Origin of the sequence: Kitasatospora albolonga, from assembly GCF_039535905.1 — a bacterium.
In the GTDB taxonomy this organism is placed as follows: Bacteria; Actinomycetota; Actinomycetes; order Streptomycetales; family Streptomycetaceae; genus Kitasatospora; species Kitasatospora albolonga.
This window is the reverse complement of record NZ_BAAAYB010000040.1, coordinates 1-21,906: the sequence shown is the minus strand read 5'-3', so window position 1 is coordinate 21,906 and position 21,906 is coordinate 1. Positions and strand designations below refer to the sequence as shown.

Here is a 21,906-nt window from a genome sequence, read left to right as displayed (position 1 = left end):
CGGACCGTCGGGCGTGCGGCGTGCCAGGGCGCTCAGTCCTTAGTCAGTGGGTCGGGCCGGCCGCTCGCGTGATGGGCTCCGGCCGGACTTCTGTCAGCGTCAAGGGTACGGCCTGTGCCGCCCACCAGCGCCCGCCTGGCCTCCCGGGCCGCCTCCCGGACGGAGGACCAGGCCCGGCGCAGCTCGTCCTTGACGGGCCACCAGACCTCCTGGCGCACCCAGCGGCAGGGCCGCAGCACCGCGAACCGCCACAGCCGCCCCGCCAACCTCCAGGCCTGGCCCAGCAGTTGACCGACCGTCCGGAGCACCGGGGACAGCAGCACCCGCCAGAGCCGGCCCAGCGGAATCACCAGCAGGTACCGCAGCAGCACGCCGAGGGCCCGGGCGAGGACGTTCAGGACCGTGAGCAGACCGCGCAGCAGCCGGACCAGTCCGCGCAGGCAGGCGGCCAGCACCTCCACCAGCCCGTGCCAGATCGGGGTGAGCACCGAGCGCAGGAGCCAGCGGAGCGGGGCCGCCACCAAGGTCCGCCCGGTCCAGGCCACCGCGCGGCCGAGCAGGACCAACCCGGCCCGGATGCCCCGGGCGGACAGCACCAGCCCGGCCCACAGGGCCCGGCCGAGCGGGGCCAGCACCGACTTCCCGAACCACTCCAGCGGGACCAGGAGCCCCCAGTACAGCAGCCAGGCCAGCGGCAGCAGCACACCGTTCCGGCCGAGCCAGAGCAGCCCCCGGCCACCGGCGACCAGCGCCGCGCCGAGCGCGAACAGCGCGACCACCAGGCCGCGCCCGGACGGACGGAGCACCCGGCGGCCGACCCAGCCGCCCGGCCGGACCAGCAGGGTCGCCCCGAGCCACCGCGCCGCGGCCGCCAGGGCCCGCCCACCCCGGACCAGCCCGTGGCCGGTCGCCACCAGAGCGGCCAGCAGCGCCCGCCCGACCGGGGCCAGCACCCGGGTGCCGAACCACAGCAGCGGGCGCAGCAGCAGCGTCCCGACCAGCCAGCCGATCGCCCGGCCCGCCGCCGTCAGGCACCACGCCACGCCCCGCGCGAACGGGCGCAGCACGTACGCGTCCAGCTGCCGGACGGTCCACGCCACGGCGCGTCCCACGGCCACCAGCCCGCGCCACAGCACCCGCAGCACGGCCATCACGGCACGCCCGACCGGTGTCAGCAGGTACGCGTACAGCGCCTTGCCGGTCCAGCCGAGGGCGCGCCCGACCGGAGCGATCAGGTAGCTGTGGACCGCCCGGCCGGCCAGGGCCAGTGCGCGCGCGGTGGCGCGCCAGGCCAGCACCAGCAGCTCCCAGACGAAGCGGACCGGCACCACCACCGCGAACGCGAGGATCCTGGCGGGTATCCGCACCGCCGCGACCAGGCAGCCCCCGGCCGGTCTGTCGTGCTCGTCCATGAACGGGCTCCCCCCGCGAAACGACCTGACGGTCCCTCCCGTGCAGCACGCACGGGAGGGACCGCCGGGTTCCGTACCTGTGTTACGAGTTGACGACCGTGAGCGGCAGCAGCTTCTTGCCGGTGGGGCCGATCTGGATGTGGGTGTCCATCTGGGGGCAGACGCCGCAGTCGAAGCACGGGGTCCAGCGGCAGTCGTCGACCTCGACCTCCTCCAGCGCGTCCTGCCAGTCCTCCCAGAGCCAGTCCTTGTCGAGGCCGCTGTCCAGGTGGTCCCAGGGCAGCACCTCCTCGTAGGTGCGCTCGCGGGTGGTGTACCAGTCGACGTCGACGCCGGTGCCGGCCAGGCCCTTCTCGGCGGCCGCCATCCAGCGGTCGAAGGAGAAGTGCTCGCGCCAGCCGTCGAAGCGGCCGCCGTCCTCGTAGACGGCGCGGATCACGGCGCCGATGCGGCGGTCGCCGCGGGAGAGCAGGCCCTCGATGATGCCGGGCTTGCCGTCGTGGTAGCGGAAGCCGATGTTCTTGCCGTACTTGCGGTCGCCGCGGATCGAGTCGCGCAGCTTGGCCAGGCGGGCGTCGGTGGCCTCGGCGGAGAGCTGCGGGGCCCACTGGAACGGGGTGTGCGGCTTGGGCACGAAGCCGCCGATGGAGACGGTGCAGCGGATGTCGTTCTGGCCGGTGACCTCGCGGCCCTTCTGGATCACGTTCTTGGCCATCACGCCGATCTGGAGGACGTCCTCGTCGGTCTCGGTGGGCAGGCCGCACATGAAGTACAGCTTCACCTGGCGCCAGCCGTTGCCGTACGCGGTGGAGACCGTACGGATCAGGTCCTCCTCCGAGACCATCTTGTTGATGACCTTGCGGATGCGCTCGGAGCCGCCCTCGGGGGCGAAGGTGAGGCCGGAGCGGCGGCCGTTGCGGGTCAGCTCGTTGGCCAGGTCGATGTTGAAGGCGTCGACCCGGGTGGAGGGCAGCGAGAGGCCGATCTTGTCCTCGGTGTAGCGGTCGGCCAGGCCCTTGGCGATCTCGCCGATCTCGGTGTGGTCGGCGGAGGAGAGCGACAGCAGGCCGACCTCCTCGAAGCCGGTGGCCTTGAGGCCGCGCTCCACCATCTCGCCGATGCCGGTGATGCTTCGCTCCCGCACGGGGCGCGTGATCATGCCGGCCTGGCAGAAGCGGCAGCCGCGGGTGCAGCCGCGGAAGATCTCGACGGACATCCGCTCGTGCACCGTCTCGGCGAGCGGGACCAGCGGCTGCTTCGGGTACGGCCACTCGTCCAGGTCCATGACGGTGTGCTTGGAGACGCGCCACGGCACGCCCTCGCGGTTGGCCACCACGCGGGCGATCCGGCCGTCCTCCAGGTACTCCACGTCGTAGAACCGCGGCACGTAGAAGGCGCCGGTGCGGGCCAGCCGGAGCAGCACCTCGTCGCGGCCGCCGGGGCGGCCCTCGGCCTTCCAGGCCCGGATGATCTCGTTCATGTCGAGCACGGCCTGCTCGCCGTCGCCGACCACCGCGACGTCGATGAAGTCCGCGATCGGCTCCGGGTTGAACGCCGCGTGGCCGCCGGCCAGGACGATCGGGTCGTCCAGGCCGCGGTCGGCCGCGAGCATCGGGATCCCGGCCAGGTCGAGCGCGGTCAGCATGTTGGTGTAGCCGAGCTCGGTGGAGAACGACAGGCCGAACACGTCGAAGGCGCGCACCGGGCGGTGGGCGTCGACCGTGAACTGCGGGACGCCGTGCTCGCGCATCAGCTTCTCGAGGTCCGGCCAGACGCTGTAGGTGCGCTCGGCGAGCACGCCCTCGCGCTCGTTGAGCACCTCGTACAGGATCATGACGCCCTGGTTGGGCAGGCCGACCTCGTAGGCGTCCGGGTACATCAGGGCCCAGCGGACGTCCGCCGAATCCCAGTCCTTGACGGTCGAGTTGAGCTCGCCGCCGACGTACTGGATCGGCTTCTGGACGTGCGGGAGGAGGGCCTCCAGGCGTGGGAAGACCGATTCGACTGACATGCGGTGAGCCCTTTGCGACGCGGAACGGGGTGACCCTTCAGGGTAGCCGAACCCGGATGCGTCAAGTTCCGCGCACGGAGTCGGTCAGATCCCTATCGGCCGCTGGGTGCGGACGCACTGGAGCAGGCCGACGCCGATCCAGACCGCGAACATCGAGGAGCCGCCGTAGGAGACGAACGGCAGCGGGATGCCCGCCACCGGCATGATGCCGAGGTTCATCCCGATGTTCTCGAAGGCCTGGAAGGCCAGCCAGGTGATCACGCCGGCCGACACGATCGTGCCGAACAGGTCGGTGGCCTGCCGGGCGATCTTGCAGGCCCGCCAGAGCACCACGCCGAGCAGCAGGATCAGCCCGAGCGCGCCGACGAAGCCGAGCTCCTCGCCGGCCACCGTGAAGACGAAGTCGGTCTGCTGCTCGGGGACGAACTGGCCGGTGGTCTGGGTGCCCTTGAACAGGCCCATCCCGGTCAGACCGCCGGAGCCGATCGCGATCCGGGCCTGGGCGGTGTTGTAGCCCACCCCGGCCGGGTCGAGCGCGGGGTTGGCGAAGGCGGCGAAGCGGTCGATCTGGTACTTGCTCAGCACGCCGAGCTGCCAGATCGCCACCGCCCCGCCGACGCCGGCGGTGATCAGTCCGAAGACCCACTTGTTGGCGGCGCCGGAGGCCAGCAGGATGCCCATGATCGCGACGCCCATCACCATCACCGAGCCGAGGTCCGGCATCAGCATGACGACCGCCATCGGGACGGCCGCCAGGCCGAGCGCCATCAGCACCGAGCGGTCCGAGGGGAAGGCCCGCTCCCCCGCGTCGACCTGGGCGGACAGCACCAGGGCCATCACCAGCACGATCGCCAGCTTGGCGAACTCGGCGGGCTGGATGGAGAAGCCGCCGCCGAACTGGATCCAGGCCTTGGCGCCGTTGATGGTGGAGCCGAGCGGGGTGAGCACGGCCATCAGCATCAGCAGGGTGATCACGTAGACGAAGGGCACGGCGGTGCGCAGGCGCCGACTCCCTATCAACACCACCACCACGAACAGGCCGAGACCGATCGCCAGGTTGGTGAGGTGGCGGTAGAGGAAGTACTGCGGGTCCCCGTGGGTCAGCGAGTCGCGGCCCCGGGTCGCCGACCAGATCAGCAGCGAGGAACCCAGCGAGAGCACCAGCGCGGCCAGGATCATCAGCCAGTCCAGCCGCCGCAGCGGGGAGTCCTTGGCCAGCGCCTTGCCGACCGCGCCGCGCCGCGGCGGGAACCCGTAGGAGCTGTAGGAGGTCATCAGCGGGTCCTCCGGACGGTCGGCTCCAGTGCGGGGAGGGCGAGCATCAGGGGCACCGTCGGCGGGGTCTTCGGCGCCGGGTCGAGGAAGGTCGCACCGGGCTCGAAGGAGACCGGCTTCATGGCGGTGCCGTCCGGGTTGAACTTGGGCAGCTCGCCCTGCGGCTTGGTGAGCAGGGCCTTGCCGGTGTCGATGTTGCCCTTGTCGTCCACGCCGTAGATGGCCTGGTAGATGCGGCGGACGGCGTCACCGGAGGCGCCGGAGCCGGTGCCGGCCTGACTCATCGTCATGACCACCGCGTAGTCGCGGCTGTAGGTGGTCAGGTAGGAGGTGGTCTGCTTGCCGAAGACCTCGGCGGTGCCGGTCTTGGCGTGCAGCTCGATCTTGCCCTGCGGCCAGCCCGCGCCGGTGAACTTCCAGGCGGCGGAGCCCTGCTCGACGACGCCCTTGGTGGCCTCGTCGATGTACTGCAGGGTGCGGGCGTCGGTGGGGATCTTCCCGTCCTCGTGCGGGGCGATCTCCCGGACCAGGGTGCCGTCCGGGGCGACCACGGCCTTGGCCACGGTCGGCCGGTAGAGCGTGCCGCCGTTGGACAGCGCGGCGTAGATCCGGGCCATCTGGAGCGGCGTCACCAGGGTGTCGCCCTGGCCGATGGAGTAGTTGACCGCGTCACCGGCGCGCATCTGGTAGCCGTCGGCGCAGTTCTCCTTGGCCACCAGGGTGCCGTAGTCGTTGCCGCCGGACTGCGCCTGCTTGCACCAGGCGTCCTTGTTGGCGTCGTAGTACTCCTGCTTCCACTGGCGGTCCGGGATCCGGCCGGCCGCCTCGCTGGGCAGGTCGATGCCGGTCTTGGCGCCGAGGCCGAACTGCTTGGCGGTCTTGTAGAACCAGTCCTTGGCGTCCTTCTTCGGCTTGATCCCGCCGTCGGCCATCCACTGGTCGTAGGCCAGGCCGTAGAAGACCGTGTCGCAGGAGACCTCCAGGGCGCGGGCCAGGCTGATCGAGCCGTAGCCCTTGCTCTCGAAGTTCTTGAACTCGCGGCCGCCGAAGGTCAGCGAGCTGGGGCAGGCGTAGTTGCCGCTGAGCGAGTAGCCGGCCTGGGCGGCTGCCGCGGTGGAGACCACCTTGAAGGTGGAGCCGGGGGCGGACTGACCCTGTATGGCCCGGTTCAGCAGCGGGTAGTTGGACTCCTTGCTGGTGAGGGCCTGGTAGTCCTTGCCGGCGATGCCGCCGACCCAGAGGTTGGGGTCGTAGGTCGGGGCACTGGCCATGGCGACGATCCGGCCCGTGTGCACGTCCATCACCACGGCCGCACCCGAGTCGGCCTCGTAGTTGCGGTGGGTGTCCTTGTCGACCACCTTGCGGGCGTCGACCATGGCCTGGGCGAGGTTGTCCTCGACGGCCTTCTGCACCCGGGCGTCGATCGAGGTCACCAGGTTGTTGCCGGGCTGGGCCGGGGTCTTGCCGGCGCTGCCGATCACCCGGCCGAGGTTGTCCACCTCCAGCCGGTCGATGCCGGTGGTGCCGCGCAGGTCGTTGTCGTAGACGGACTCCAGGCCGGCCCGGCCGATCTGGTCGACGGGCAGGCGGCGCTCCCGGCCGGGCTTGTCCTTGGTCTTCTGCACCTCGTCGTCGGTGACGGGCGAGAGGTAGCCGAGCACCTGGGCCAGGTTGGCGCCCTCGGCGCCGGTGTAGCGGCGCAGCGAGGTGGGCTGGGCGGTGACGCCGGGGAAGTCCTCGCGGCGTTCCATTATCTGCATCGCCTGCTGGGTGGTGGCCGCCTTGGTGACCGGGATCGGCTGGTACGGCGAGCCGTTCCAGCACGGCTGCGGCGTCTTGGCGTCGCAGAGCCGGACCTTGTCCTGGACGTCCTTGGCGGGCATGCCGAGCACGTCCGCGAGCCGGGCCAGCACGGCCTTGCCGCGGTCCTTCTGCTGGAGCAGCTCGGTACGGCTGACCGAGACCACCAGCTTGGCCTCGTTGCCGGCCAGGATGCGGCCGGAGGCGTCCAGGATCTCGCCGCGGACGGTCGGCTCGACCACCTCGCGGATGTGGTTGCCGGCCGCCTTCTCGGTGTACTCCTTGCCGGTGCGGATCTGGAGGTACCAGAGCCGCCCGCCGAGGGTGGCGAGCAGGGACAGCACCAGGACCTGGAGCACGATCAGACGGATCGTCACCCGCGGGGTGCGGCCGGTCTCCGGGATGTTGGTCACGGGTGGTCGCTCCTCACGGGCGCTTGGCGAGGCCGGGGATCCGCCGCTTCTTGCCGTAGCCCGGCAGTGCGGAGACCTCCCGGGTGGTCTTGTAGCGGGAGAGGGTGCCCAGGCCCGAGCTGTTGCCGTCCTCGGACTCGGTGATCACCGGGGCGCCGTCGAAGCGGCGGGCCAAGGCCATCACGGCGGGCACCACGAAGGGGGCCAGCAGCACGTCGTAGAGCAGCGCGCTGAACACCAGGCCGGTCAGGCCGACGTGCCGGGCGGCGGTGTCGCCGACAAGGGCGCCGACCATCGCGTACAGCAGGGTGGAGGCGACCGCGGCGACCGCGACCACCAGCAGCGCGCTGAGCGCCGAGCGCTGGCGGCTGCCCTCGGGGCGGAGCAGCCCGGCCGCGTAGCCGAGCAGGCAGAGCACCAGGGCGTAGCGGCCGACGGCGTGGTCGGACGGCGGGGCCAGGTCGGCCAGCAGACCGGCCGCGAAGCCGATCACGCTGCCGCTGGTCGGGCCGTAGACCAGGGCGAGGCCGACCACCACCAGGAGCATCAGGTCCGGTGTGGCACCGGGCAGTTGGAGCCGTCCGAGCACGCTGACCTGGACCACCAGGGCCAGCATCAGCAGGACGGCGGGAAGCACGATCCGGTTGATCCGCATGGTCAGTTCCCCCCTGCGGTCGGGTTGGCGGGCTGGGCCGGCGGCAGCACGGCGTCGCGCGGGTCGGTGCGCGGCGGGACGACCACCACGCCGACCAGGTCGAGGCGGGTGAACTGCACGTACGGCTCGACCAGCACGGTCTTGGTGAGCTGGCCGGGGGTGGCCTCGACCTCGACCACCTTGCCGACCGGGACGCCGGGCACGAACGGGCGGCCGCTCTGCGAGCCGAAGGTGACCAGCCGGTCCCCCGGCTTGACCTGGGCCTTGCCGTTGAGCAGCGAGACCTTCATCGGGCCGGTGCCCTGGCCGTTGGCGAAGCCGATCTCGCCGCTGCCCTCCAGCCGGGTGCCGGCGCTGAAGCCGGGGTCCGAGGCGAGCAGCACGGTGGCGGTGGTCGGCGCGATGGTGGTGATCCGGCCGACCAGGCCCTGGCCGTTGATCACGGTCATGTCCCGGGTGAGGCCGTCGTCGCTGCCGGCGTCGATGGTGATGGTCCAGGAGAAGGCCTGGGCCGCGCCGATCGCGATCACCTGGGCGGCCTTGACGGTGTATCCGCCGTTGCCCGCGGTGCGCAGCAGCTCGTCCAGCTGCTTGGTACGGCCCGAGGCGGTGTCCGAGGAGGCGACCCGCTGGCGCAGCTCGGTGTTCTCCCGGGTGATCTGGTCCAGCCGGGCCTGGTGGGTACCGGCGTCCCGGACGGCGCGGACGGTGCCCGCGACCGGGTCGACGGCACCGGCGGCCGCCCGCTCGACCGGGCCGAGCGCGCTCGCCGCGAACCGCCGGGCACCGCTGAGCGGAGAGCCCTCGCCGCCCTTGATGTCCACGGTGATCAGCGCGAACGCGACCGCCACCAGCAGGACGAGCAGTAGTCGGCTCTCTCGTGTGTCCCTCACGGTGCGGGAGCTGCCCTTCGGTGCCGGGCCCCCGGCCGCTGTGGACGGCTGAGGGCCCCTCAGTTGACTTGTCTGTTCGGATGCTTAACGACGGGGCTGGGCGTCGAGTACCTGCTGGAGCGCCTCGAACTCCTCGACGCACTTGCCGGAGCCGAGCGCGACCGAGTCCAGCGGGTTCTCGGCGATGTGGATCGGCATGCCGGTCTCCCGGCGCAGCCGCTCGTCCATGCCGCGCAGCAGGGCACCGCCGCCGGTGAGCACGATGCCGCGGTCCATCACGTCGCCCGCCAGCTCCGGCGGGCACTGGTCCAGGGTGGTCTTCACCGCGTCGATGATGGAGTTGACCGGCTCGTCGATCGCCTCGCGCACCTCGGCCGCGGAGATCACCACGGTCTTCGGCAGCCCGCTGACCAGGTCGCGGCCGCGGATCTCGGCGTGCTCGTCCTTCTCCCCTTCGAGGGCGAAGGCGGACCCGATGCTCATCTTGATCTGCTCGGCGGAGCGCTCGCCCAGCAGGAGGCTGTACTCCTTCTTGATGTGCTGGACGATCGCGTTGTCCAGCTCGTCCCCGGCCACCCGGATGGACTGCGCGGTGACGATCCCGCCCAGCGAGATCACCGCGACCTCGGTGGTGCCGCCGCCGATGTCCACCACCATGTTGCCGGTGGCCTCGTGCACCGGGAGCCCGGCGCCGATCGCGGCCGCCATCGGCTCCTCGATGATGTGCACCTGGCGCGCGCCGGCCTGGGCGCTGGCCTCGATCACGGCGCGGCGCTCCACTCCGGTGATGCCCGAGGGCACGCAGACCACGACGCGCGGGCGGGCCAGGTAGCGGCGGCGGTGGATCTTCAGGATGAAGTACCGCAGCATCCGCTCGGTGATCTCGAAGTCGGCGATCACGCCGTCCTTCAGCGGGCGGATGGCGACGATGTTGCCCGGCGTGCGGCCGATCATCTTCTTCGCCTCGGAGCCCACCGCGAGGATGCCGCCGGTGTTGGTGTTCACCGCGACCACCGAGGGCTCGTTGAGCACGATTCCCTTGCCCCGGACGTAAACCAGCGTGTTGGCCGTGCCGAGGTCGATCGCCATGTCACGGCCGATGAACGACAGGTTGTTGCCCATGGGGTGTGTGGTGCCTTCCCGAGCTCGGATGCAGATGGCGGGGAGATGGGGGTGGGTGACGGCCGACGGCCGTACCGGGCCCGCGAATTGTGCTCCATCGTAGCCACGCCGGTCGTCACGGACTGCTCGGACTGCGAGGTACGGGATGCCGCCCATTCTCCGGCGGCCCGACGGCATCTCCGAGGATTGGGACGCCGTGTCGGGGCTCCGAGTTCCGTATATGAGGATCAAACGCCGATATTCACCCGACCGGTCCCGAGGGGGCCGGGACCGGTCGGGTGATGACCGTCCGTCAGGCGTGGGACGGGAAGAAGATCTTGATCTCGCGCTCGGCCGAGGCCTCGGAGTCGGAGGCGTGGATCAGGTTCTCGCGGGTGATGGTGGCGAAGTCACCGCGGATGGTGCCGGGGCCGGCCTGCAGCGGGTCGGTCGCGCCGGCGAGGGCCCGGACGCCCGGGATCACGTTCTCGCCCTGGACGATCAGGGCGATGGACGGGCCCGAGGTCATGAACTCCAGCAGCGGCTCGTAGAAGGGGCGGCCGACGTGCTCGGCGTAGTGCTCCTCCAGCGTCGCGCGGTCGAAGGTCCGCAGCTCGACGGCGGCGAGCCGCCAGCCGGCCTTGCGCTCGATCCGGCTGATGATCTCGCCGGCCAGGCCGCGCTTGACGGCGTCGGGCTTGAGCAGGACGAGAGTGCGCTGGGACACGGTACGGCTCCTGGGGACTAGGCGTCGGTCACCGGGAACACTACCTTGCGTGAACGGCGCGCCGGGGGCGCGGGGAACTGCGCGCAGGGGAACAGCAGCACCTGCAACTGGCTGACGGTGAGTCAGTTGCAGGTGTGCCGCCTTCCGACCCGCGCAGTTCCTCGCGCCCCCGGCATCACCACGTGCGTTCCCCGCCCACCGGCAAGCTACGCGGCAGCGGCGCGGGCCGCCTTGATCTCGTCGATCTTGCGGCCGTAGTGGACCGAGCACCACCAGAGGCCGGCGAAGACGACGCCGAGGCCGAACATGGTGGGGAGGATGAAGCCGCTGAGGATCAGTCCGATCTGCAGGGCCCAGCCGACCGCCACCGCGCCGGGGCGGGTGATCGCTCCGCAGAGCAGCACGCAGAGCAGCATCGCGACCCCGCTCACCGCCCAGACGGTGCCCGTCCCGACGTCGGAGAGCTGCATCGCGACCAGCGCCGCGAACATGATCAGCAGTGCCTCGCCGATCAGGGTGGAGGAGCAGAGGGTCCGCACGTCACTTCCTCCCGAGCAGGATGCGGGCCTCGCCGATGGTGATCACCGAGCCGGTGACGATGACGCCGGCGCCGCCGAGGTCCTCCTCCTCGGCCGCCGTGATCGCCGCCTCGATCGCGTCGTCGAGCCGGGGCTCGACCCGGACCCGGTCCTCGCCGAAGATCTCCACCGCGATCGCGGCGAGCTGGTCGACGGGGGGTGGCGCGGTGGGTGGAGTTCTCGGTGATGACCACCTCGGCCAGGATCGGCTCGAAGGCCTCCAGGAAGCCGGAGGCGTCCTTGTCACCGCTGGTGGCGATGACGCCGACCAGCTTGGAGAAGCCGAAGGACTCGCGGATCGCCTCGACGCTGGCCTGCGCGCCGTGCGGGTTGTGCGCGGCGTCCAGGATGACGGTGGGGCTGCGCCGGATGACCTCCAGGCGGCCGGGCGAGGAGACGCCGGAGAAGCCCTGGCGGACCTTGTCGATGTCGAGCCGGTCGCCGCCGGACTTGCCGCCGACGCCGAAGAAGGCCTCGACCGCGCAGAGCGCGAGCGCCGCGTTGTGGGCCTGGTAGGCGCCGTGCAGCGGAATGAAGATGTCCTCGTACTCGGCGCCGCCGATCCCACGGATCGTCACCATCTGCCCGCCGACGGCCACCTCACGGCGGATCACGCCGAACTCCATGCCCTCGCGGGCCACGGTGGCGTCCACCTCGACGGCGCGGCGCAGGATCGCCTCGGCGGCGTCCAGCGGCTGCTGGGAGACCACGGCCAGGCCGCCGGTCTTGATGATGCCGGCCTTCTGGGTGCCGATCTCGCCGGTGGTGTTGCCGAGGCGGTCGGTGTGGTCCAGGCCGATGGGGGTGATGACGGAGACGGCGGCGTCGATGACGTTGGTGGCGTCCCAGGTGCCGCCCATGCCGACCTCGACCACCGCGACGTCGATCGGGGCGTCCGCGAAGGCCGCGTAGGCCATGCCGGTGAGCACCTCGAAGAAGGACATCGCGATGGGCTGCTGCTGGTCGACCATCTCGACGTAGGGCTCGATGTCCCGGTAGGTCTCGATGAACTTGTCGACGCTGATCGGCGCGCCGTCCAGGCTGATCCGCTCGGTCACCGACTCGACGTGCGGGCTGGTGTAGCGGCCGGTGCGCAGCTCGAAGGTGTTGAGCAGCTGCTCGATCATCCGGGCGGTGGAGGTCTTGCCGTTGGTCCCGGTGATGTGGATCGCCGGATAGGCCCGCTGGGGCTGCCCGAGGATGTCCATCAGCGCCCGCATCCGGTCGAGCGAGGGCTCGATCTTGTTCTCCGGCCAGCGCTTGGAGAGGGCGGTCTCGATCTCGCGCAGCTCGCCGTGGTGGTCGGCGGCGTCCGGGTTGCCGGGGCGGATCGTGTACGGGTTCTGCGGGGCCTTGTCGCTCACGCGGACAGTGTACGGAGCCCACACGGAGCTCGGAGCGGGTGAGGCCGGTCACCTTGCAAACATTTAGCAAAGTTGATGGTTACAGTGGAAAACTATGGCGGCCAATGATGATCACCATGGATTCATAGTCGATCATCCGTTTGGAGCCCACCTTTGGACGTCCTGCGCTCCTTCTTCCTCGCCCACGAGGCCCAGGTGCTGTGGACCGCCCACCTCCTCTCCCTGGTGCTGCTGGCCTACATGGTCCTGGTCTTCGGCCGGTTCCTGCTCTACTGGGCCGGCTCCGCGCACGCCTTCCGGCGCAACCGCCCGGACGAGCCGGGCGACCCGGGGGCGTTCGCGTGGCACCTGGTGATCCCCTGCCGGGACGAGGAGGCCGTGGTCCGGCAGACCCTGGACGGGCTGCGCCGCAGCGCGCCCGAGGCGCACCTGTGGGTGGTCGACGACGACAGCGAGGACCGCACCCGGGAGCTGGTGCTGGAGGCCGCCGGGCAGGACCCGCGGATCCACCTGGTGCAGCGCCGCCGGCCGGACGCCCGGATCGGCAAGGGCGCCGCGCTGAACGCGGCCTACCGGCAGATCACCGCCTGGCTGCCGGAGGGCACCGACCACGAGCGGGTGGTGCTCGGCGTGGTGGACGCGGACGGCGAGCTGGAGCACGGGGCGCTGGCGATGGTCGCCACCGACAAGGCGATGGGCCGTCAGGACACCGGCGCGGTGCAGATCGGTGTCCGGATGCGCAACGCCGACGACGAGCGCCCGCTGCCCGGCCGCGGCCGGATCGCCAACGGCTTCGCCCGCTACCTGGTGCGGATGCAGGACGTCGAGTTCCAGGCCAGCAACGCCGGGATGCAGCTGCTGCGCCGCCGCACCGGCAGCGTCGGCCTCGGCGGGAACGGCCAGTTCGTCCGGCTCTCCGCGCTGGACGCGCTGGCCGGGGACGAGCGGGCGCCGTGGCCCGAGCGGGCACTGCTGGAGGACTACGAGTCCGGCCTCGAACTGCGGCTGGCCGGCTACCGGCTGACGCACGTCCACGAGACCCGGGTCTCCCAGGAGGGCCTGGTCTCCGGCCGGCGCTTCCTCACCCAGCGGACCCGCTGGGCGCAGGGCAACATGCAGTGCCTGCGCTACACCTGGCGGGTCCTCAGGTCGCGGCACTACGGGCCCGCCGGCAAGGCCGAGGTGCTCTACACCTTCCTGCAGCCGGTGGTCGCCGTGCTGCTGGTGCTGCTCTTCCCGGTCTCGCTGGGCATCTCGCTGGCCACCCGGGTCTTCTACCCGGCGGACGCGCTGGCCTTCGAGGAGCGGTTCGGCCCGTGGATGGCGCTGGCCTTCCTGGTCGCCGCCCTGCCGCTGGTGCTCTGGGGCCTGTCCTACCGCCGCACCGCGTACCCCGACCGCAGCCGGCTGACCGGGCTGCTCTGGGGCATCGGCCTCTGGCTGTACACGTACCACGTCTTCCTGGTGGCCACCCGGGCCGCCGTCCGGCTGCTGCTCGGCCGCAACGGCTGGGCCAAGACCCGGCGCAACGCCGAACGCACCGCCGCCGGCGCCCCCACCGCACTCGAAGCCTGACCGGCTCCATCCCGAACGGACCCCCACCGTGACCACCTGCTCTCCCTCCCCCGCCCGGATCGCCGTCGTCCTCGGCACCCGCCCCGAGCTGGTCAAGCTCGCCCCGCTGATCCACGAGCTCGGACCGACGGCCCGCCTGGTGCACACCGGGCAGCACTGGGACGAGGCCATGTCCGGCCAGTTCCTGCGCGAACTCGACCTGCCCGAGCCCGAGTTGCTCTCCGGCGTGGGCGGCCGCCCGCGGGCCGGCCAGGTGGCCGCCGCGCTGGCCCAGCTGGAGACCGCGTTCACCGCCGAGCGCCCGGGCGCCGTGGTGGTGCAGGGCGACACCAACGCCACCCTGGCCGGGGCGCTGGCCGCCAACGCGCTGGGCATCCCGCTGGTGCACGTGGAGGCCGGGCTGCGCAGCCGCGACCGCGCGATGCCGGAGGAGCACAACCGGGTGATGGTCGACCACATCGCCGACCTGCTCTGCGCGGCCACCGAGGAGAACGCCGCCAACCTGCGCGCCGAGTCGGTCACCGGCGAGGCGATCGAGCTGACCGGCAACACCGTGGTCGAGGTGGTGGAGCGTCAGCTCCCGGACGCCGCGGCGCGGGCCGCACTGCTGGCCCGGTACGGCCTGACCGAGGACGCCTACGTGCTGGCCACCGTGCACCGGCCGGAGAACACCGACACCGCAGAGGCGCTCGGCGCCGTCCTCTCTGAGCTGGACCGGATCGCCGCCGCCGGCACCGCCGTGCTCCTCCCGATGCACCCGCGCACCCGGTCCGCCGTGGAGCGCTTCGGCCTCGCGGCACTGCTGGCCCGACTGACCGTCACCGAGCCGGTCGGGTACGGGGACTTCCTCGGCCTGGCCCGGCACGCCGCGCTGCTGGTCTCCGACTCGGGCGGGGTGCAGGAGGAGTGCACCGTGCTCAAGCGGCCGCTGCTGGTGGTCCGCCGCTCCACCGAGCGCCCGGAGGCGGTGGACGCGGGCTTCGCCGCCCTGGTGCCGCCCGGCCCGGAGCTCGGCACCCTGGCCGCCGCCTGGCTGGCCGACACCCCCGACCGGCTGGCCCGGCTGGCCTCAACCCCGAGCCCGTACGGCGACGGCCTGGCCAGCGAGCGGATCGCCCGGCTCACCCTGGCGCTCGCCGGGCCCTTGACAGCCTGAGTGGTCTACTCCACCGTGTGTCCCACGTCACTGGTCCAGACCGGTGACCACTCCCTGCACTGCTCCGCACCATCCTCACTCCCCCACACGGAGATGGCATGCGCGCAAGAAGCACGGTGAACATCCTCCTCACCGCCCTGGTCGCCACGGCGCTCGCGGTGATCGGCCTGCTGCTGAGCTCCCCGGGCGCCCGGGCGGCGGACGTGGACCTGATCGTCAACGGCGGGCTGGAGAGCGGCGACCACCTCGCCCCGTGGAGCTGCTCCGCGGGGCAGGGTGCGACCGGCCAGACGCACAGCGGCAGTTACGCCCTGAAGGCCACCCCCTCGGCGGGCGACAACGCCCAGTGCACCCAACGGGTGACGGTCAAGCCCTCCTCCACCTACGTGCTGACCGCGTGGGTGAACGGGCCGTACGTCTACCTCGGCGCCACCGGCACCGGCTCCACCGACCCCAGCACCTGGACCAACTCGACCAGTTGGACCAAGCTCAGCACCACCTTCACCACCGGTGCCTCGACCACCTCGGTCACCGTCTACCTGCACGGCTGGTACGGCCAGGGCGCCTACCTCGCCGACGACATCTCACTGGTCGGTCCGGGCACCCCCTCGCCCAGCCCGTCCACCTCGGTCAGCCAGAGCCCCAGCCCGAGTCCGAGCACCTCGGCGAGCCCCAGCACCTCGGCCAGCCCCAGCCCCAGCCCCTCGCCCAGCGGTTCGCAGCCGCCCAACAAGCACCTGCTGACCGGCTACTGGCAGAACTTCGACAACGGCGCCACCGTCCAGCGGATCAGCGACGTGCCGGCCGCGTACGACATCATCGCGGTCTCCTTCGCCGACGCCACCGGCACGCCGGGCGGCATCTCCTTCACCCTCGACCCGGCGCTGTCGAGCAAGCTCGGCGGGTACACCGCCGCGCAGTTCAAGGCCGACGTCGCCGCCAAGCGGGCGGCCGGCAAGAAGGTGATCGTCTCGGTCGGCGGCCAGAACGGCACGGTGGCGGTGAACAGTTCGTCCTCCGCGACCACCTTCGCCAACACCGCCGCCGCGGTGATCCAGGAGTACGGCTTCGACGGGATCGACATCGACCTGGAGAACGGGGTGAGCGCCACCTACATGGGCCAGGCGCTGCACTCGCTGGCCGGCAAGGTCGGCAGCGGCTTCGTGCTGACCATGGCCCCGCAGACCATCGACATGCAGTCCACCGGCGCGGAGTACTTCAAGCTGGCGCTGAACGTGAAGGACATCCTCACCATCGTCAACATGCAGTACTACAACTCCGGCGCGATGCTCGGCTGCGACGGCCAGGTGTACTCGCAGGGCACCGTCAACTTCCTCACCGCGCTGGCCTGCATCCAGCTCAAGGGCGGCCTGGCGCCGCGTCAGGTGGGCCTCGGCGTGCCGGCCTCGACCAGCGCGGCGGGCGGCGGCTACGTGAGCCCGAGCGTGGTCAACGCAGCGCTGGACTGCCTGGCCGCCGGCACCAACTGCGGCACCTTCAAGCCCGACACCAAGTGGCCCGGCATCGGCGGCGCGATGACCTGGTCGACCAACTGGGACGCCAAGGCGGGCGGCGGCATCGCCACCACCGTCGGCGGCCACCTGCACGCGATGCCGTAACCGGGGCGGCGTCAGCCCTGGCGCGGGATGCCCGTCCGGGCCCCGTGCCGGTGCCGCAGCTCGGTGACGATCTCGGTGAGCTCCCCCTCCGGCAGGAAGGGGAGCATCATCGCGACCGCCTGGAGCAGCCCGCCGAGCAGGAAGGTGGTGTCGGGAGTGGCGGCCACCAGGGCCCGGACGGTGACCACGTCCCCGGCGTCCACCGCCTCCAACAGCTCGGCCACACCGACGAGTTCCTCCTCGGTGTCGACCTCGGAGGTGTCCTCGGGGGCCCGACGGGCGAGCGCGCGGAGCACCCGGTCGGCCACCTGCGGGGCGTACGCCTTGCGGACCGCCTCGGCGGCGATCCACGCCAGCAGGGTGGTCACCTCGCCCTCGGCGTTCTCCGCGAGCAGCAGCTCCAGCTCGTGGTCGAAGGCGAGTTGGTTGCCGTGCCGGAACGCGAGCAGGAGGGTGGCCGCCCTGGCTTTCGCCTCGGTCACCTGCTCCGTCGGCAGTTCGTCGGCCAACTCCCTGGTCACCACCACGCCGTGCCCTCCCGTCAGTCGACTACCTCGCCTCGGAACACCCACTTACCGTACACAGTCGAACTGCAAACACCGCTTAACCCGCGCGCAAAACAAGCAGACCCGATCGGCCTACGCCATTTAAGGAATTCACTCAAGCACTCACCGCGAAGGTGCGGCGCAGCTCCTCGATCTCCTCGACGCACTTGCCGGAACCGACCACGACGCAGTCCAGCGGATTCTCCGCGACCCGCACCGGCAGGCCGGTCTCCCGGGCGATCCGCCGGTCCAGCCCGCGCAGCAGCGCGCCGCCGCCGGTGAGCACGATGCCCTGGCCCATCACGTCCCCGGCCAGCTCCGGCGGGCAGCGGTCCAGGGTGCGCTTCACCTCGGCGACGATCTCGGCCACCGGCTCCTCCACCGCCCCGCGGACCTGAGCCGCCGTCACCAGGGCGGTGCGGGGCAGCCCGAGCACCGTGTCCCGGCCGCGCACCTCCAGCTCGGACGGGCCCTCGAAGACCTCGTCCTCCTCGGCCGAGCCGATCGCCAGCTTGACCTCCTCGGCGGTGCGCTCGCCGATCAGCAGGCCGTGGTCCTTCTTCACCTGCTTGACGATCACCTCGTCCATCCGGTCCCCGGCCACACGGATGGAGCCGGCCGCCACCATGCCGCCCATCGAGACCACGGCCACCTCGGTGGTGCCGCCGCCGATGTCCACCACCATCGAGCCGGTGGGCTCCTGCACCGGCAGCCCGGCCCCGATCGCGGCCGCCATCGGCTCCTGGATCAGGTGCACCGAGCGGGCCCCGGCACTGCCGACCGCCTCGATCACGGCGCGCCGCTCCACCCCGGTGATGCCGCTGGGGACGCAGACCACCACCCGGGGCCTGGCCCGGAACCAGCGGCCGCCGGACCCGGTGGCCTTGGCCATCAGGTGGCGCAGCAGGTGCCGGGTGCCCTCGAAGTCGGCTATCACGCCGTCCTGGAGGGGCCGGGAGGCGACCACGTCCTCCGGGGTGCGGCCGAGGGTCCGCTTGGCCTCGGCTCCGACGCTGAGCACCTCCCCGGTCTTCCGGTCCACCGCGATCACCGAGGGCTCGTTCAGCACGATTCCCTTGCCGCGGAGGTAGACCAGGGTGTTGGCCGTTCCGAGGTCGATCCCGATGTCCTGCCCACGCCCCTGCCGGGTACCCGTCATTGGCCGCCGCCTTCCCGCATTCCGAACTCTTCGTGCACGTCCGCCGCCGACCAGCGTACGTGAGGGAATTCGGCCGAACGGGTTGCCCGGGGGGACGCAATCCGACGGGCAATCAGTTCCCCTGCGGGAAAAGGCGGAGCCCGGAAACGCCCGAGGGCCGCACCTCCGCCGGAAGCGGGGGTGCGGCCCTCGGGTGGTACGGCGTCAGCTCGCGGGCAGCGAGGCCAGCTGAGCGGTGATCCGGACGATGTCGGCCTCGGCGGCCTCCTGACGACCCTTGATCTTGGCCACCACGTCGTCCGGCGCCTTGGCGAGGAAGCCCTCGTTGCCGAGCTTGGCGGCGCACTGCGCCTTCTCCTTCTCGGCGGCGGCCAGGTCCTTGGCGAGGCGCTTGCGCTCGGCCGCCACGTCGATGGTGCCGGAGAGGTCGAGCGCCACGGTGGCTCCGGCCACCGGCAGCGAGGCGGTGGCCGAGAAGCCCTCCTCCGGAGCGGTCAGGCGGGCCAGCGAGCGGATGGCCGTCTCGTGCACGGCCAGCCGGGTGCCGACCAGGTCCAGCTGCGCCGGGACCTTCTGGGTGTCCTTCAGGCCCTGGTCGTTGCGGAACCGGCGGACCTCGGTGACCACCTGCTGGAGCAGTGCGATCTCCGACTCGGCGTCGGCGTCACGGTAGCCGGAGTCCTTCGGCCACTCGGCGACCACCACCGACTCGGCACCGGTCAGCGTGGTCCACAGGGCCTCGGTGACGAACGGGACGACCGGGTGCAGCAGACGCAGCGTCACGTCCAGCACCTCGCCGAGCACCCGGCGGGTGGCTTCGGCCGGCGCTCCGCCCTTGGCCAGCGTGCTCTTGGTGAGCTCGACGTACCAGTCGAAGACCTCGTCCCAGGCGAAGTGGAACAGGGCGTCCGAGACCTTGGCGAACTCGTAGTCGTCGTAGAGCGCGTCCACCTCGGTCACGGTGGCGTTCAGCCGGGACAGGATCCAGCGGTCCGCGGCGGTCAGCTCCTCCGGCGCGGGCAGCGGGCCTTCGACGGTGGCGCCGTTCATCAGCGCGAAGCGGGTGGCGTTCCAGACCTTGTTGCAGAAGTTCCGGGAGCCCTTGACCCAGTCCTCGCCGATCGGCACGTCCGCGCCCGGGTTGGCGCCGCGGGCCAGGGTGAAGCGGACCGCGTCGGCACCGTAGGCGTCCATCCAGTCCAGCGGGTCGACGGCGGTGCCCGAGGACTTCGACATCTTCTTGCCGAACTCGTCGCGGACCAGACCGGTCAGCGCGATGGTCTTGAACGGTGCCTGACCGTCCATCGCGTACAGGCCGAACATCATCATCCGGGCGACCCAGAAGAAGATGATGTCGTGTCCGGTCAGAAGGACGTCGGTCGGATAGAACTTCTCCAGGTCCGGGGTCTGCTCCGGCCAGCCCAGCGTGGAGAACGGCCACAGGCCGGAGGAGAACCAGGTGTCCAGGACGTCCGGGTCCTGGTGCCAGCCCTCGGCGGTCGGCGGCTGCTCGTCCGGGCCGACGCAGATGACCTCGCCGTCCGGGCCGTACCAGACCGGGATGCGGTGACCCCACCAGAGCTGGCGCGAGATGCACCAGTCGTACATGTTGTCGACCCAGTCGAAGTACCGGCGCTCCAGCTCCTTCGGGTGGATCTCCACCCGGCCGTCGCGGACGGCCTCGCCGGCGGCCTGCGCCAGCGGCTCCACCTTGACCCACCACTGGAGGGACAGGCGCGGCTCGACGATGGTGTGGCAGCGGGAGCAGTGGCCGACCGAGTGGTCGTACGGCCGCTTCTCGGCGACGATCCGGCCCTGCTCGCGCAGCGCGCCGACCACGGCCGAGCGGGCCTCCAGCCGGTCCAGGCCGAGGAACGGACCGTGCACGGTGATCGCACCGTGCTCGTCCATCACGGTCAGGTTCGGCAGGCCGTGGCGCTGGCCGATGGCGAAGTCGTTCGGGTCGTGCGCCGGGGTCACCTTGACGGCGCCGGTGCCGAACTCCGGGTCGACGTGCTCGTCCGCGACGACCGGGATCTCACGGTCCGTCAGCGGCAGCTTGATGGTACGGCCGACCAGGTGGGCATAGCGCTCGTCCTCCGGGTGAACGGCCACCGCCGTGTCGCCGAGCATCGTCTCGGCCCGGGTGGTGGCGACCACGATGGAGTCGTCCCCGTCGCCGTAGCGGATCGAGACCAGCTCGCCCGGGACGTCCTCGTGCTCCACCTCGATGTCGGAGAGCGCGGTGAGGCAGCGCGGGCACCAGTTGATGATGCGCTCGGCGCGGTAGATCAGGCCGTCGTCGAAGAGCTTCTTGAAGATGGTCTGGACGGCCTTGGAGAGGCCCTCGTCCATGGTGAAGCGCTCGCGGGACCAGTCCACGCCGTCGCCGAGGCGGCGCATCTGGCCGAGGATCTTGCCGCCGTAGTTCTCCTTCCACTCCCAGACCTTCTCGACGAAGGCCTCACGGCCCAGGTCGTGGCGGGAGAGGCCGGACTCGGCGAGCTGCTGCTCGACCTTGTTCTGGGTGGCGATGCCGGCGTGGTCCATGCCCGGCAGCCAGAGCGACTCGTAGCCCTGCATGCGCTTGCGGCGGGTCAGGGCGTCCATCAGGGTGTGCTGGAAGGCGTGGCCCAGGTGCAGCGCACCGGTGACGTTCGGCGGCGGGATGACGATGGTGTAGGCGGGCTTGTCGCTCTTCGCGTCGGCGGTGAAGTAACCGCGCTCCACCCAGCGCTCGTACAGCTCGCCCTCTACCTCCGCCGGGGCGTAGGTCGTCGGGAGGGTGGCTGCGTTGTCCCCGTCGAAGGTGCCGGGGCGCTGGTTCGTGGTGTCGGTCACGACGCACAGTTTACGTAAACCGGGAGACCGCTCACGACCGCCTTTCCGCCCGGCACCCGGACGGGGGGCGCCGAACACCCATGCGGTACCGTGCCCTACTCACCGTTGGAACGCCGCCGGGGGCGGCGATAGGGGGAGTACTGATGTACGGACCACCGCAGGACCAGCCGCAGCAACCGTACGGCCAGCCTCCGCAGTTCGGCGCACCGCAGCCCCCCTACGGCCAGCCGCAGGCACAGCCGCAGCCCCCGTACGGCCAGCCCGCACCGCCTCCGCCGCCCGGCTACGGCTACCCGCAGGCGCCCCAACAGCAGCCTCCCGCACCGCAGTTCGGCGCACCGCAGCCCCCGTACGGCCAGCCCCAGCCGCAGCCCCAGGGGTACGGCTACCCGCAGGCACCGCAGCAGCCCCAGCCCTACGGCCAGCCCGGCTACGGGCAGCCGCAGTTCGGCCAGCCGGTGCCGGCCCCGCCGAAGAACAACGCCCCCGCCATCGTGATCGGCGTGCTGGTCGGCGCGCTGGTGCTCGGCGGTGGCGGCTACGCGGCCTGGAAGGCCACCCAGGACGACACCACGACCTCCTCCTCCACGGGCGGGTCCTCGGGCGGCAGCTCGGGCAGCTCCGGCAGCTCCGGCAAGAGCTCGGCCGGCAAGTACAAGCTGGCCGCCCCGCCGACCCTGCCCGGCGGCTACGTGCTGAAGTCCAGCAAGGACGCCCCGGCCGGCTCGGCGGTGGCCGGCGCCAGCTACGAGGGCGGCCTGCTGGCCAGCTACAACAAGGGC

15 protein-coding genes and 2 pseudogenes are annotated in these 21,906 nt (G+C 71.5%); 4 read left to right on the top strand and 13 right to left on the bottom strand.

Translation table 11 applies throughout. The features are described from left to right. Positions 1-32: 32 nt before the first annotated feature. The 10 genes and pseudogenes from ABD946_RS10775 to folC form a co-directional block, all read right to left on the bottom strand. The gene (locus tag ABD946_RS10775; protein ID WP_345282376.1) at positions 33-1,412 is read right to left on the bottom strand and encodes a hypothetical protein; all 1,380 of its coding nucleotides are present in this window, start codon (positions 1,410-1,412) and stop codon (positions 33-35) included. Positions 1,413-1,494: 82 nt separating this feature from the next. Beyond that, positions 1,495-3,423: a TIGR03960 family B12-binding radical SAM protein gene (locus tag ABD946_RS10770; protein WP_345282374.1), complete on the bottom strand. Its 1,929-nt coding sequence runs from the start codon at positions 3,421-3,423 to the stop codon at positions 1,495-1,497. An 84-nt stretch (positions 3,424-3,507) separates the two neighbouring features. Further along, entirely contained in the window at positions 3,508-4,698 is a 1,191-nt protein-coding gene (gene rodA, locus ABD946_RS10765) for a rod shape-determining protein RodA (protein WP_345282372.1), read from the bottom strand. After that, the gene (gene mrdA, locus ABD946_RS10760) at positions 4,698-6,911 is read right to left on the bottom strand and encodes a penicillin-binding protein 2 (RefSeq protein ID WP_345282370.1); all 2,214 of its coding nucleotides are present in this window, start codon (positions 6,909-6,911) and stop codon (positions 4,698-4,700) included. Before mrdA ends, rodA begins: the two co-directional genes overlap by 1 nt. A gap of 13 nt (positions 6,912-6,924) precedes the next feature. Further along, on the bottom strand, positions 6,925-7,566 hold the full coding sequence (mreD, locus tag ABD946_RS10755; RefSeq protein WP_345282368.1) for a rod shape-determining protein MreD: 642 nt from the start codon (positions 7,564-7,566) through the stop codon (positions 6,925-6,927). 2 nt (positions 7,567-7,568) lie between these two features. Next, positions 7,569-8,459 carry a rod shape-determining protein MreC gene (mreC, locus tag ABD946_RS10750; RefSeq protein WP_345282366.1) on the bottom strand — a complete coding sequence of 297 codons (891 nt, stop codon included), beginning with the start codon at positions 8,457-8,459 and terminating at the stop codon, positions 7,569-7,571. Between the two features lie 84 nt (positions 8,460-8,543). Then, positions 8,544-9,569, bottom strand: a complete 1,026-nt coding sequence (locus ABD946_RS10745) for a rod shape-determining protein (RefSeq protein ID WP_345282492.1) — start codon at positions 9,567-9,569, stop codon at positions 8,544-8,546. A gap of 304 nt (positions 9,570-9,873) precedes the next feature. Next, positions 9,874-10,287, bottom strand: coding sequence for a nucleoside-diphosphate kinase (gene ndk / locus ABD946_RS10740; protein ID WP_345282364.1), 414 nt, complete (start codon positions 10,285-10,287; stop codon positions 9,874-9,876). Between the two features lie 206 nt (positions 10,288-10,493). Next, positions 10,494-10,826: a DUF4233 domain-containing protein gene (locus ABD946_RS10735; protein ID WP_345282363.1), complete on the bottom strand. Its 333-nt coding sequence runs from the start codon at positions 10,824-10,826 to the stop codon at positions 10,494-10,496. Position 10,827: 1 nt separating this feature from the next. After that, positions 10,828-12,154 (bottom strand): annotated as a pseudogene (gene folC, locus ABD946_RS10730) (bifunctional tetrahydrofolate synthase/dihydrofolate synthase). Between the two features lie 237 nt (positions 12,155-12,391). On the opposite strand from folC, the gene ABD946_RS10725 reads away from it, so the two are divergent. The 3 genes from ABD946_RS10725 (at position 12,392) to ABD946_RS10715 (ending at position 16,579) form a co-directional block, all read left to right on the top strand. Then, the gene (locus ABD946_RS10725) at positions 12,392-13,804 is read left to right on the top strand and encodes an XrtP-associated glycosyltransferase (RefSeq protein WP_486334029.1); all 1,413 of its coding nucleotides are present in this window, start codon (positions 12,392-12,394) and stop codon (positions 13,802-13,804) included. 28 nt (positions 13,805-13,832) lie between these two features. Continuing rightward, positions 13,833-14,960: a non-hydrolyzing UDP-N-acetylglucosamine 2-epimerase gene (gene wecB, locus ABD946_RS10720; RefSeq protein WP_345282360.1), complete on the top strand. Its 1,128-nt coding sequence runs from the start codon at positions 13,833-13,835 to the stop codon at positions 14,958-14,960. Positions 14,961-15,058: 98 nt separating this feature from the next. Next, the gene (locus ABD946_RS10715; protein ID WP_345282358.1) at positions 15,059-16,579 is read left to right on the top strand and encodes a chitinase; all 1,521 of its coding nucleotides are present in this window, start codon (positions 15,059-15,061) and stop codon (positions 16,577-16,579) included. An 11-nt stretch (positions 16,580-16,590) separates the two neighbouring features. Here the strand turns inward: ABD946_RS10715 and ABD946_RS10710 are convergent, their stop codons facing one another. From ABD946_RS10710 to ABD946_RS10700, 3 genes are all read right to left on the bottom strand, one after another. Continuing rightward, entirely contained in the window at positions 16,591-17,106 is a 516-nt protein-coding gene (locus tag ABD946_RS10710) for a hypothetical protein (RefSeq protein ID WP_345282356.1), read from the bottom strand. Between the two features lie 133 nt (positions 17,107-17,239). Beyond that, a complete protein-coding gene (gene mreB / locus ABD946_RS10705) occupies positions 17,240-18,283 on the bottom strand; it encodes a rod shape-determining protein (RefSeq protein ID WP_345282355.1) in 1,044 nt (347 codons plus the stop codon). Positions 18,284-18,487: 204 nt separating this feature from the next. After that, a complete protein-coding gene (locus tag ABD946_RS10700; RefSeq protein WP_345282353.1) occupies positions 18,488-21,124 on the bottom strand; it encodes a valine--tRNA ligase in 2,637 nt (878 codons plus the stop codon). Between the two features lie 143 nt (positions 21,125-21,267). On the opposite strand from ABD946_RS10700, the pseudogene ABD946_RS10695 reads away from it, so the two are divergent. Further along, positions 21,268-21,906 (top strand): annotated as a pseudogene (locus ABD946_RS10695) (hypothetical protein); the annotation flags it as partial.

What these genes read in the sequence shown, in the direction of transcription:
- ABD946_RS10775 (WP_345282376.1), bottom strand. Translation starts at nt 1,412, where the DNA reads ATGGACGAGCACGACAGACCGGCCGGGGGCTGCCTGGTCGCGGCGGTG.
- ABD946_RS10770 (WP_345282374.1), bottom strand. Translation starts at nt 3,423, where the DNA reads ATGTCAGTCGAATCGGTCTTCCCACGCCTGGAGGCCCTCCTCCCGCAC.
- rodA (WP_345282372.1), bottom strand. Translation starts at nt 4,698, where the DNA reads ATGACCTCCTACAGCTCCTACGGGTTCCCGCCGCGGCGCGGCGCGGTC.
- mreD (WP_345282368.1), bottom strand. Translation starts at nt 7,566, where the DNA reads ATGCGGATCAACCGGATCGTGCTTCCCGCCGTCCTGCTGATGCTGGCC.
- ABD946_RS10715 (WP_345282358.1), top strand. Translation starts at nt 15,059, where the DNA reads ATGCGCGCAAGAAGCACGGTGAACATCCTCCTCACCGCCCTGGTCGCC.
- mreB (WP_345282355.1), bottom strand. Translation starts at nt 18,283, where the DNA reads ATGACGGGTACCCGGCAGGGGCGTGGGCAGGACATCGGGATCGACCTC.